Annotated in this window: 10 protein-coding genes; 5 read left to right on the top strand and 5 right to left on the bottom strand. The window is 60.8% G+C overall.

Annotation, left to right across the window (positions count from 1 at the left end):
- Nucleotides 1-182 precede the first annotated feature (182 nt).
- The 5 genes from V8683_RS27145 to icd all read right to left on the bottom strand — a co-directional run bounded on the left by V8683_RS27145 (nt 183) and on the right by icd (nt 6,693).
- Nucleotides 183-2,567, bottom strand: coding sequence for a phage/plasmid primase, P4 family (locus tag V8683_RS27145; RefSeq protein WP_411188730.1), 2,385 nt, complete (start codon nt 2,565-2,567; stop codon nt 183-185).
- Entirely contained in the window at nt 2,564-2,941 is a 378-nt protein-coding gene (locus V8683_RS27140) for a hypothetical protein (protein ID WP_411188729.1), read from the bottom strand. Before V8683_RS27140 ends, V8683_RS27145 begins: the two co-directional genes overlap by 4 nt.
- 309 nt (nt 2,942-3,250) lie before the next feature.
- Complete coding sequence (locus tag V8683_RS27135) at nt 3,251-3,949, bottom strand: hypothetical protein (RefSeq protein WP_411188728.1); 699 nt, start codon at nt 3,947-3,949, stop codon at nt 3,251-3,253.
- 57 nt (nt 3,950-4,006) lie between these two features.
- On the bottom strand, nt 4,007-5,263 hold the full coding sequence (locus tag V8683_RS27130; RefSeq protein ID WP_411188727.1) for a tyrosine-type recombinase/integrase: 1,257 nt from the start codon (nt 5,261-5,263) through the stop codon (nt 4,007-4,009).
- Between the two features lie 173 nt (nt 5,264-5,436).
- On the bottom strand, nt 5,437-6,693 hold the full coding sequence (icd, locus tag V8683_RS27125; RefSeq protein WP_411188726.1) for an NADP-dependent isocitrate dehydrogenase: 1,257 nt from the start codon (nt 6,691-6,693) through the stop codon (nt 5,437-5,439).
- 298 nt (nt 6,694-6,991) lie between these two features.
- On the opposite strand from icd, the gene V8683_RS27120 reads away from it, so the two are divergent.
- From V8683_RS27120 to V8683_RS27100, 5 genes are all read left to right on the top strand, one after another.
- Nucleotides 6,992-7,579 (top strand): pseudouridine synthase, encoded by a 588-nt coding sequence (locus V8683_RS27120; protein WP_411188725.1) that lies wholly within the window; start codon nt 6,992-6,994, stop codon nt 7,577-7,579.
- Nucleotides 7,580-7,922: 343 nt separating this feature from the next.
- Nucleotides 7,923-8,120: a hypothetical protein gene (locus V8683_RS27115; protein ID WP_411188724.1), complete on the top strand. Its 198-nt coding sequence runs from the start codon at nt 7,923-7,925 to the stop codon at nt 8,118-8,120.
- A 223-nt stretch (nt 8,121-8,343) separates the two neighbouring features.
- On the top strand, nt 8,344-8,886 hold the full coding sequence (locus V8683_RS27110) for a DUF192 domain-containing protein (protein ID WP_411188723.1): 543 nt from the start codon (nt 8,344-8,346) through the stop codon (nt 8,884-8,886).
- Nucleotides 8,887-9,261: 375 nt separating this feature from the next.
- Entirely contained in the window at nt 9,262-11,370 is a 2,109-nt protein-coding gene (gene fusA, locus V8683_RS27105) for an elongation factor G (RefSeq protein WP_411188722.1), read from the top strand.
- Nucleotides 11,371-11,465: 95 nt separating this feature from the next.
- Entirely contained in the window at nt 11,466-12,002 is a 537-nt protein-coding gene (locus tag V8683_RS27100) for a cupin domain-containing protein (protein ID WP_411188721.1), read from the top strand.
- The last annotated feature ends 12 nt before the right edge of the window (nt 12,003-12,014 follow it).

Raw genomic sequence — 12,014 nt, 5'->3', positions numbered from 1 at the left:
ACCGCCTTCTCCTGCCTCCTCCCTACGCCGCATACACCACTTCCGACGATAACTCTTCAATGACGCCCCTCCTCCGGATGATCCGGACGATTTCATGCCATTTTCAGTAACTCCCCTATGAGAAAGACATAGAGAAAAGATCCTGAAACACGAGAAAATCATCCGGATCATCCGGCGGCGAGTCAGAGGTTTCGCATGGCCGCCTGTTTGCCCGCGCTGTTCAACGCAATCCCGCTGGCGCATTTGTTGCCGCTGCCTGCCTTAACTATCGGAATATTCCGCTCCACCAGCCGCCGACCGAAGGCTTGCCGTGTCATCGGATGCTTGTAGCCCGACTCGCGCGCCCATACCGAATATGCCCTGTAGAGTTCAGCCGTCGGCGTGATCGCCCCCGCAACGAAATCCACGTGCTCATCAACCCACTGCCCGAGCATGTCCATGTCAGTCTGATAGGCGGCCCCAGCGGCTCTCACCTCCGCTGGTGGATTCAACCCCTGCCGCTGCCAGTCCCGCAACCCGGCTAGCGCCCAGTTCAAAACGCCCGCACCCTCTCCGCGCAGCTTCTCCGATAATTTCTCGTCGCACTCGGCGTCGCTGATAGTTTCTTCAAACGGAACCAATCGGACTCGACGCCATATCCCATGATCACCGCCCGAAATAACCGGCCGGTGGTTGCCGACAATCATCAGCTTGTGCGTCGGTGCCCACTCAACATACGATCCATACGGATTTCTCGCCTGCATCGTATCGCCGCCGGTCATACCCTTGATCGTGGCCTCAGCAAAGCGAGCACTTTCCTCCAGTTCCGATGCGAGCGCGAGACGACGCCCCTTGAGCAACATGAGATCCGGGCTGGCGGCACCGGGATCACGCTTCGCAAGCATCAAAGTCGTCGTCGGAAGCACAACGGCATAGTCACCCAGCAGCCAACGAAGTAGCTCGGCGTATGTCGTCTTTCCGTTACGGCCCAGACCGTACAGAAACGCAAAACACTGCTCACGCACGTCGCCAGTCAAGGAATATCCTGCGAGCCGCCGGAGAAACGGCGCAAGATCCGGCTTCCCCCTCGTGATACGCTCGATGAAGGCGTCAAGGGTTGGTGCCACAGCATTTGAATCAAACGCAACGGCACAACGCTTGGTCACTTTCAACGATGGGACAACCGCCAAAAGCTGGCCGGATCGGAGATCAAGCACGCCGTTCGCCACGCCGAGCAACATAGGATCAGCATCCAACTCGTTCAGTCGAACGGTCATGCCCGGTTCAGACTGCGCCAGCTTGACCATCGAATTAATTCGTTGCTCGGTGCTGCTTCGCTCAACATGCGCCATAAGGCGCTTGGTCTTAACGTCATCGGGGGCCGCCTGCCATCGTTGGGCGGCATAGGAACGAAGTTCAGCAATTGCCGACTTAGCTGCTCGTACATCCTCACCCGGCGACGCATGCACCCAGCCAACGCCGTCTTCAAAGCTCAGAACGTCATCGGTTTCGTGGACAAACAACAATCTGTTCACATTCAGATGCGCGTAAATCTTTCCGTTTCGGATGTCGCCAGTGGCACCATCATCAATCTCGGCAACGCGTTGCGGCGTCCCCTCCGCTTGCCAACCGGCAAGCTTCGCATAGTGAACCAACGAGCCAAATCCGATGCCCCGATTCGGTCTAAAAGACTTCCAAATCTTCGCGAATTCGGCCTCGTCAAAAACCTCCGGCACGGTTCTGCTCCATTCGCGAGCGATGCTCTCGGCGCAGCTCCAGCCAGTCGCGGCGATTGCCCAGACAATATTGCGCCACTGCTCACGATCGCAATTTGCCGGTATTCTCGCCACCATCGACTCGACCCGCCCGATCTCCTCCGGCGTTTCCAATGGAGCCGAAACGCCTGCTCCCGCCGTCAAGTTATTCGCGGGAAACGACACATGGGCCGGCGGGGCCATCGAGCGGCCAAGCGCGATCAAATAATCAGGATCGAGCCATGCCCCCGTGTTGCTTTCGCAGAACGCGTCGGACGCCGTTTCTGGCGGGCAACTCGGCAAGTAGTACAAGCGCGAAGGGTCTCGACACTGGCGATCACAGTGTCCATCGAGAAGGGCGTTAAGCCCCTGCCAAACCTCCGGCCACTCCTCCTTGGTGCAATCGCGGGAAAGGGGGAATACGATCCGATACTTGACGATACCGTTGAGCCGCCTGGGTTCGTGCCCATGAGACGAATGCGCGATCCAAGTGTAGCCGTCGATGTTGGGGCGAAGCAGTTCCAGCATAGGCGCACGCTTCGTCACAGACACAATTAGCCCCGTCGTCTTATCCTTCTGCCCCTCGGTGTCAATGTCGGCGACGGCCATCGAAATTGCCCCAACGTTGTCTTTAGCTCTGGTCGCCCCCGGCATCATCTTCACTGGTGCAAACGCGGCACCTGATTTCCTCACACGGATATCGCGCTTCGCCAACAGCGTCGAAACTTGGAGCCACGTTCCATGGTTCTGCTTGCCCGTGATATCCGTCTCACCGGCGTAACGCATAACGGCCAGTTTGCGTTCATCGCGCTGACGACCCGAGGCCGTAGTCATACGAGCCTCCACGTTCTGTCTTGCGCGGGAGCATAAAGGGCGTTGAGCAGTTCAGCGAACAGCTGCCAGTTCTCCTCAGCCACGAATAACCCGCTTGTCTCCCCGACGTGGCGCCACCGCTCTGGCGGTGAAATCAGCGGATCTACTGCGCACATATCGCACACGGCAACGATCTCGATTGCCGTAATAACCCCTTGGTCTACGCTTTTGTGGATCGCAAAACAGAATCCGTCGTGCACGTCCCCGCAATGTGCGCACGTGGTCATACGTCCTGACTCATGCAAATCGGTGAAAGCGAACGGCAGCACCGCCACGACATCATCCGCGTAGTTTTGTGCGGTGTAGCCCGAGCGAAGACGTTTCGAATGCTTCATTCTCCGCCCCCTTCCGTTTGACGAATGAGTTTTCGAATGTCTTCGACGCGCCACGCCGTGATCCGAACGCCAAGCGTCTTGACTGCGGGCGGGTAACGCCCCGTTCGAACTCCCTCCCACCAAGTGGATTTGCTGACGGGAATAATTGCTGGGACTGGAGGAATAGCGCGCGAGTCGCCGATGATCTGACGTAGGCGCAGATAGCCAGTTTCAGGTAGTTGGTACATAGATGCCGTCCGTTGTTGGCTGAAGACAGGCACCATCGTATTGGGGCGGACTTCGGCACTCTATCCGCCCAAGACCACATAGTTAGCCCTTCTTAGGGGGCTTGACAATCTTCGATATTTCAACCCCGATCAGACTCGTATCGAGAACGACATTGGTAATATCCGCTACGGTGCTATGCAGCGATTTGGCATACTCCGACGCAATATATTTCGCGAGTTCACGCACAAAATACAGCTTGCGGAAGTCATCTGACTGCCCAGACACTCGCTCCACAACGCGGGATTTCAACATCGCTTCGCTCGCGAGATTTTCAGCTTGACGAGCGAGCGCGTCCAAGATGTCAATTATGGGAGGCCATTCGCGCAGCAGGGAGTGTGCACACGTAACGCGAGTCATTCCGTCCAAGTTTTCCCAGCCGGCGATTCCATTGATATCCATTGCCTCAGAAGAGAAGAACTCATATACACGCCGATCCAATGCACCATCAGCTATGGCGAGCGACAACTCCTGTGCTTGCCCTGCGATCTTCAAATAATCGTCACGCTCGGCCGAGCGCAGTTTGGTCGGCGGCTTGCGGCTTGCATCCTCAATGACGACTATTTCCCTAAACAACAACCAGGCGTGGTCGGCGTGTCTCGCGTGTTTACCGAGCGTGCGCCATGCGCCATCCATTTCCGCACGGGTAATCAGGCGCTCAAGAATGTCTCGTCCCCTCCCTATGACTTTTGTGTCGTAACGCTTGATCAATGTGTCCGGTGCATACTTTACATATCCGGGCATTCACGCCTCCTCGATCGATGCACGTGCCAAATACTTCTCGCCTTCGGCTCATCGACCTCAAGCGCTTCTCGCCGTAATGCTCACCACGTTACCCGCCATAGAAATCGCCGTTTGGCGGTCAATCTCGTCCGCCAGATACTGCAACGCACGCCGCCGTTCCATCTCCAACTCGTGATGGTGATAGCTCGCGGCCGTCAGGCTGCGCTCGGCGTGTGCCAACAGTAACTCGACTACATCGCGACCGAAGCCATGTTCGCGCAACAGCGTCGCTGCGGTACCGCGCGTGCCGTGCGGGGAAAACTCCGGAACGCCAAAGTCCAAACGCTTGAACAAGTGATTGAGAGTCGCATCAGCCATCGGCACGACCGCCCGGAACGCGGACGGAAACACATACTCGCCGTCACCGGTCAATGCCCGTTGCACAGCAAGTAGCTCCAGCGCTTGACCAGACAAATACACGCGATGCGGGCGTCTTGACTTCATGCGTTCGGCCGGGATATCCCACTGCGCTTTGTCGATGTCGAACTCCCGCCACTTCGCGCGCAACACTTCAACCTTGCGACACATGCTATACATCAGCAATCTTGCCGCCGCCGTTGTGGACGGATACGCTCCCTGCTTGCCCAACGCCCGCCAGAAGGCCCCCAGTTCCGATTCGTTCAGATGCCGATGGTGCTCGGCCTTCGGAACCCGGATGACACCGCACAGCGGCAATGCCGGATTCGATTCAACCAACAGTTTCTGGATCGCGTAGTTGTAGACCTGTTGAATGAGCACCCGCACGTTCTCCGCCGTGTTCGGGGTCTCACGCCTCTGTTCAATAATTGCAAGTACATGGGCGGGCTTCACATCCTCCAGTGCCTTGCTGCCAATGTCAGGCCATACGAACCGATCCAATAGCGAGCGCATTTGCGCACGGTAACCGTCGGATTTGCCACCTAATCGTTCGTCCAGCCATTTGAGCGAGAACGCCTTAAACTGCCCTTCGCCGGCCGTCAGGATCGCCCGAGCCTTCCTCTCAGCCTCGTCGGTTCGCTTGTGCGCGGCCGGATCCTGCCCCTGCTCCAGCATTGCCCGATATTCCGCATGGCGGTCACGCGCGTCGGCAACGGCAATTTCAGGATAACGGCCTATCGTTACCTCCCGCCGTTTGCCGTCCATCCGATATTGATATGCCCACGTCTTGGATCCACCGGGCTGGACCATCACAAACAACCCGCCCCCATCAGCCAGCTTGTACGCCTTCTCTTTCGGTTTCGCGTTGTTCAGGCGCGTTGGCGTCAAGACATAATTGAAGTGCCTGCCCCGGCTCATACCCCCTCCCAATGGAGTGAATGGAGGTGGATTAGCGCGTAAATCCCCGCCAACTTCCCCTCCAAAAAACATGGATTCCCCTACACGCTATCGGACTAAGAAAAACAAAAACCCCGACGACACATAGTGTACATCGGGGTTTACCGGACTTCTTCGGATCACATCGATTTCATTTACATATTTTCGATCATCACCTGGCCGAATCCCGAGCACGACACCTGCGTCGCGCCTTCCATCAGGCGTGCGAAGTCATAGGTCACGCGCTTCTGGAGAATCGATTTCTCCATCGAAGCGATGATGAGATCGGCGGCCTCGGTCCAGCCGAGGTGGCGCAGCATCATTTCGGCCGAGAGAATCTCCGAGCCCGGATTGACGTAGTCCTTGCCGGCATACTTCGGCGCGGTGCCGTGCGTGGCCTCGAACATCGCCACCGAGTCCGAGAGGTTGGCGCCCGGCGCAATGCCGATGCCACCCACCTGGGCCGCCAGCGCGTCGGAGATATAGTCGCCGTTCAGGTTCAGCGTCGCGATCACGTCGTATTCGGCGGGGCGCAACAGGATCTGCTGCAGGAACGCGTCGGCAATCACGTCTTTGATGACGACGTCGCCGCCCGTCTTCGGGTTCTTCACTTTCATCCACGGACCGTCGTCGATCAGTTCCGCGCCGAACTCGCGCTGCGCGAGCGCATAGCCGTAGTCGCGGAATGCGCCTTCGGTGAATTTCATGATGTTGCCTTTGTGCACGAGCGTCACCGAGCGGCGCTCGTTGTCGAGCGCGTACTGGATCGCCTTGCGCACGAGGCGGTCGGTGCCCTCGCGCGAGACCGGCTTGATGCCGAGGCCCGACGACTCGGGAAAGCGGATCTTCGACACGCCCATCTCGTCGCGCAGGAACTTGATGATCTTCTTCGCGCCTTCCGATTCGGCCGGCCATTCGATGCCCGCGTAGATGTCTTCCGAGTTCTCGCGGAAGATCACCATGTTGACCTTCTCCGGCGCACGCACCGGCGAGGGCACGCCCTTGAAGTACTGCACGGGGCGCAGGCATACGTAGAGATCCAGTTGCTGGCGCAGCGCCACGTTCAGCGAGCGGATGCCGCCGCCCACCGGCGTCGTGAGCGGCCCCTTGATGGAGACGACATACTCCTTCACGGCGTCGAGCGTCTCCTCGGGCAGCCACACGTCGGGGCCGTAGAGACGCGTGGCTTTCTCGCCCGCGTAGATCTCCATCCAGTGCAGCTTGCGCTGGCCGCCGTAGGCCTTCGCCACCGCCGCGTCGACAACCTTGATCATCACCGGCGTGATGTCGACGCCCGTGCCGTCGCCTTCGATATACGGGATGATCGGCTGATCGGAGACGTTGAGCGAGAAATCCGCGTTGACGGTGATCTTGTCACCGTCCGTCGGAACCTTGATGTGCTGATACGGCATGATCGACTCCAGTTAGGGACCTGGCTGGTAGTAGCAGTAGCGAATCGTGCGCTGCGCGGCCGGCGCGGTCGATGCTCGCGGCGAGAAGATGTAGCGTCGCATGCTGCGCACCGCCCGTCCGCGTGACGGTCTGGGCGTTATTCTAGCCCACGCCCTGCAATGGCGTGCCACCCGGCAGGACTCCCGCGCAGACGTCGATGTCTTATGTCTTATAGAAGACACGCGATACGATCGGGCGGGTTATGCATTAAGATTCCGCCGCGCCCCACAGCCATCACTCACGACTCGCCCGCTTTCCATGCGCTTAATCGCCCTCAATAAACCGTTCGGTACGATTTGCCAGTTTTCGCCGCACGAAACCCGTCTGACGTTGGCCAACTGGGTCAGGACACCGGGCGTCTATCCGGCCGGCCGGCTCGATGCGGACAGCGAGGGGCTCCTGCTGCTCACCGACGACGGCGCACTCCAGGCACGCATTGCCGAACCGCGGCGCAAGCTCGTGAAGCGCTACTGGGCACAGGTCGAAGGCGAGCCCGATGCCGCGGCGCTTGCCACGCTCGAACGCGGCGTGGATCTCGGCGACTTCGTGACGCAGCCCTGTCGCGCAACGGTGATTGCCTCCCCCGAACCTCTCTGGCCGCGCAACCCGCCCATTCGCTACCGTGCGTCGATTCCCACGACATGGGTCGAACTCGCGATCAGCGAAGGCAAGAACCGACAGGTCCGTCGCATGACAGCGGCCGTCGGATTTCCCACGCTGCGGCTCGTGCGCGTCGCGATCGGTGCGCTCGATATTTTTTCGCTCGACCTCGCCCCCGGCGCAAGCATCGAGGTTCCCACCGACGCGCCATGGCAGTCTGCACGCCGCACGCCCTCGTCCAAATGACTGTTGCGTAAGCACTTTTTGATTCGACGCAAATAGCGCGACGTCGTGCTCGCTGTCGTTGCAGTGATTTGCAAGCGAAATAGAAATTTCGCGTCAACCGCCTCGCGAGACCGCGCGTTATTCGACGCAGATGCCCTCCGAAGCTATCCGGCATTCAGCCTTCAGGTACCCGCCTTGCGCGCGCAAGCCGTCATGACGTGGTCCGGACCGCTGGCAGATGCGTTCGCGAATTCATTCGATTTTCTCGACCGCGCCTGTCAACCGAAAGGTGGATGGCACGTTTACCGACCTGATCCAATAACCGGGTCACTTGGTTAATTAACTCAAGCTGAGGATTCACAACATGAACAAACTGATCGCTGCTCTGATCGCTGGCCTCTTCGCAACGGCTGCATTCGCACAAGCTTCGGCTCCGGAAGCTGCTTCGGCTGCTCCGGCTGCTGCTGCTTCGTCGGCTCACAAGGCAATGAAGAAGAAGTCGCACAAGAAGTCGCACAAGAAGGCCGCTGCTGCTGAAGCCGCTTCGGGCGCTTCGGAGTAAGCTTTTTGTAAGGCGCATCGACGATCGGCATTCGTTGCCGCTCTTCATCGCGTTGAAAGGCAGAGCGTCGCAAGGCGTTCTGCCTTTTTGTTTTTGGGCGCTGCAATCCGCGCGTTTTTCCGTGCCGCGCATGGCGTGTCATCGTTCGTAGCCGACACGCTTTGACCCGCTTCGACTTACTCGCGTAACATGCGCGAGTTAATCTCAAGCAAGGAGTCCTGTCGTGCGATTTTCCCTGCGCCCGCTTGTCGGGTCGCTTCTCGTGCCGCTATTTGCGCGCTACGCGTTCGCCATTGCCTTGCCGTTCGCCGCCGCCGCGAGCCTGGCCGCGGCCACATTCGCCATGCCCAGCGTCGCCCACGCCCAGCAGATGCCTCCCGGCGCGAAGCAGCCCGGCGACTTCCCGCGCGTGAAGCTGACTGCCGGCATGTTCGTGATCGATGCCGCCGTGGCTGCCAACGACGCGGACCGCGAACAGGGCCTCATGTATCGCACCCAGCTCGCGCCGAACGAAGGCATGCTGTTCGTGTTCGGCGAAAACGCCGTGCACTGCTTCTGGATGAAGAACACGCTGATCCCGCTGTCGATCGCGTTCATCCGCCAGGACGGCACGGTCACCGACATCGACGAGATGCAGGCCGAAACGACCAACAACCACTGTCCGCGTAACAACGGCTACTACGCGCTCGAAATGAGCCAGGGATGGTTCACGTCGAAGGGCATCAAGCCGGGCATGAAGATCGAAGGTCTGCCGCCCGTGCAGTGAGATCCGCCTGACGCACGCCAGCGCTTGTTCGGCGAACGCTGCGGCGCTCGCAGCGGAACTGCCCGGGCGCGCCGCCGCTCCCCATCCTGCCGGCCGGCCCCGCTTCCCGCGGCGCCGGTTTTTTCTTGCCGTTTCGGAACGCTCGCGGGCTCCCCGCCCAACGCGCCTGTCCGCACCAGGCCGGCGTAGGCCCGCGGCCCCTGCGGCGCAACCCGGCGTACCTGACGCGCTTCCAGCAAAAGCGCCGCCGAGGCGCTATCCTAGTATTCTGGCTTGCGCGGCGCCCTGGGCGCCGCGCGTTGCGCCGGGTGCGCGCGCAGCTCGCGCCGCGCGGCGTCCGGCACCTTCCACGGCGCGTATTCCAAGGAGATCACCGTGCCTCGCAAGACTCCCATCGAGCGCTATCGCAACATCGGGATCAGCGCTCACATCGATGCCGGCAAAACCACCACGACCGAACGGATCCTGTTCTACACCGGCGTGAATCACAAGCTCGGCGAGGTTCACGACGGCGCGGCGACCATGGACTGGATGGAACAGGAACAGGAGCGCGGCATCACGATCACCTCGGCCGCGACCACCGCGTTCTGGAAGGGCATGGCCGGCAACTACCCCGAGCACCGCATCAACATCATCGACACCCCGGGGCACGTCGACTTCACCATCGAAGTCGAGCGCTCCATGCGCGTGCTCGACGGCGCGTGCATGGTGTACGACTCCGTGGGCGGCGTGCAGCCGCAGTCGGAAACGGTGTGGCGCCAGGCGAACAAGTACAAGGTGCCGCGCATCGCGTTCGTCAACAAGATGGACCGCGTGGGCGCGGACTTCTTTCGCGTGCAGCGGCAGATCGGCGAGCGCCTGAAGGGCGTGGCCGTGCCGATCCAGATTCCGGTGGGCGCCGAGGATCACTTCCAGGGCGTGGTCGATCTCGTGAAGATGAAGGCGATCGTCTGGGACGACGAGAGCCAGGGCGTGAAGTTCGAGTACGAGGACATCCCGGCCAATCTCGTCGAACTGGCGCACGAATGGCGCGAGAAGATGGTCGAGGCCGCCGCCGAGGCGGACGAAGTGCTGCTCGAAAAGTACCTCGAAGATCACGAGAGCCTGACCGAAGAGGAAATCAAGGGCGCGCTGCGCAAACGCACGATCGCGAACGAGATCGTGCCGATGCTGTGCGGCAGCGCGTTCAAAAACAAGGGCGTGCAGGCGATGCTCGACGCGGTAATCGACTACCTGCCCTCGCCCGTGGACATCCCCGCGATTCTCGGCCACGACCTTCACGACAAGGAAATCGAGCGCCATCCAAGCGACGACGAGCCGTTCTCCGCGCTTGCGTTCAAGATCATGACCGACCCCTTCGTCGGACAACTGATCTTCTTCCGCGTCTACTCGGGCGTGGTCGAATCGGGCGACACCGTGCTCAACGCGACGAAGGACAAGAAGGAGCGTCTCGGCCGGATCCTGCAGATGCATGCGAACGAGCGCAAGGAAATCAAGGAAGTGCGCGCGGGCGACATCGCGGCGGCGGTCGGCCTGAAGGAAGCGACCACGGGCGACACGCTCTGCGATCCGGCCCACGCCATCGTACTCGAAAAGATGATCTTCCCGGAGCCCGTGATCTCGCAGGCCGTCGAGCCGAAGACCAAGGCCGACCAGGAGAAGATGGGCATCGCGCTCAATCGCCTCGCGCAGGAAGACCCATCGTTCCGCGTGCAGACCGACGAGGAATCCGGCCAGACCATCATCTCCGGCATGGGCGAGCTGCACCTCGAAATTCTGGTCGACCGCATGAAGCGCGAGTTCGGCGTGGAAGCGACCGTCGGCAAGCCGCAGGTGGCCTATCGCGAGACCGTGCGCAACAAGGTAGAGGGCGTGGAAGGCAAGTTCGTCAAGCAGTCGGGCGGGCGCGGCCAGTACGGCCACGCGGTCATCACGCTCGAACCGCAGCCGCCGGGCAAGGGCCATGAGTTCGTCGACGCCATCAAGGGCGGCGTGATTCCGCGCGAGTTCATCCCGGCCGTGGAAAAGGGTATCGCGGAGACGCTCAAGGCAGGCGTGCTCGCGGGCTATCCGGTGGTCGACACGAAAGTCACGCTCACGTTCGGTTCGTACCACGACGTCGATTCGAACGAAAACGCTTTCCGCATGGCCGGTTCGATGGCCTTCAAGGAAGCGATGCGCAAGGCGAAGCCCATCCTGCTCGAACCGATGATGGCCGTGGAAGTGGAAACGCCCGAGGACTTCATGGGCAACGTGATGGGCGACCTCTCCAGCCGCCGCGGCATCGTGCAGGGCATGGAGGACATCGCGGGCGGCGGCGGCAAGATCGTGCGCGCCGAAGTGCCGCTCTCCGAAATGTTCGGCTACTCCACGTCGCTGCGCTCGCTCACGCAGGGCCGCGCCACGTACACGATGGAGTTCAAGCACTACGCCGAAACGCCGCAGAACGTGGCCGAAGCGGTCATCAACGCAAAGAAGACCTAAGCACTCCGGCTTTTCCTCACCGCAAGCCCGTCCCTCGCGGGACGGGCTTTTTCAATGGATAAACCGCCGATCGAGAGCGGACAGGAGACAGGACGATGAGCCACGATCACCCCCACCATCACACCCACCATCGCGACGACGCGGCGCCCACCGGCCCGGTGGACTGGCGCGAGCACGGCGTCAAGGTCATCCGCGGCGACCAGCTCGACGCCAATACGGCGCAGACACCCGGCATGAACCGCGCGGCCGCCATCAATGCGGCTCGCGTGGGCGCGCAGAAGATCTGGGCCGGCACCGTCACGATTCACCCGAATGCGAAGACGGGCGCACACCATCACGGCGCGCTCGAAAGCGTGATCTACGTGGTGCGCGGGCACGCGCGCATGCGCTGGGGCGAACACCTCGAATTCACGGCCGAAGCCGGACCCGGCGACTTCATCTTCGTGCCGCCGTACGTGCCGCACCAGGAAATCAATGCGAGTACCGACGACCCGCTCGAATGCGTGCTCGTGCGCAGCGACAACGAAGCCGTCGTCGTCAATCTGAACATCGATGCCGTCGAAGCGCCGGAAACGGTCTACTGGGTCGATCCCATCCACCGCCATCCGCACGATCACCAGGACGATCACTAAGCGCGCCGCCTG

This window comes from Paraburkholderia sp. AV2, from assembly GCF_054968425.1.
This window is presented reverse-complemented; position numbering and strand designations above follow the sequence as displayed.

What these genes read in the sequence shown, in the direction of transcription:
- V8683_RS27145 (WP_411188730.1), bottom strand. Translation starts at nt 2,567, where the DNA reads ATGACTACGGCCTCGGGTCGTCAGCGCGATGAACGCAAACTGGCCGTT.
- V8683_RS27140 (WP_411188729.1), bottom strand. Translation starts at nt 2,941, where the DNA reads ATGAAGCATTCGAAACGTCTTCGCTCGGGCTACACCGCACAAAACTAC.
- V8683_RS27135 (WP_411188728.1), bottom strand. Translation starts at nt 3,949, where the DNA reads ATGCCCGGATATGTAAAGTATGCACCGGACACATTGATCAAGCGTTAC.
- V8683_RS27130 (WP_411188727.1), bottom strand. Translation starts at nt 5,263, where the DNA reads ATGAGCCGGGGCAGGCACTTCAATTATGTCTTGACGCCAACGCGCCTG.
- icd (WP_411188726.1), bottom strand. Translation starts at nt 6,693, where the DNA reads ATGCCGTATCAGCACATCAAGGTTCCGACGGACGGTGACAAGATCACC.
- V8683_RS27120 (WP_411188725.1), top strand. Translation starts at nt 6,992, where the DNA reads ATGCGCTTAATCGCCCTCAATAAACCGTTCGGTACGATTTGCCAGTTT.
- V8683_RS27115 (WP_411188724.1), top strand. Translation starts at nt 7,923, where the DNA reads ATGAACAAACTGATCGCTGCTCTGATCGCTGGCCTCTTCGCAACGGCT.
- V8683_RS27100 (WP_411188721.1), top strand. Translation starts at nt 11,466, where the DNA reads ATGAGCCACGATCACCCCCACCATCACACCCACCATCGCGACGACGCG.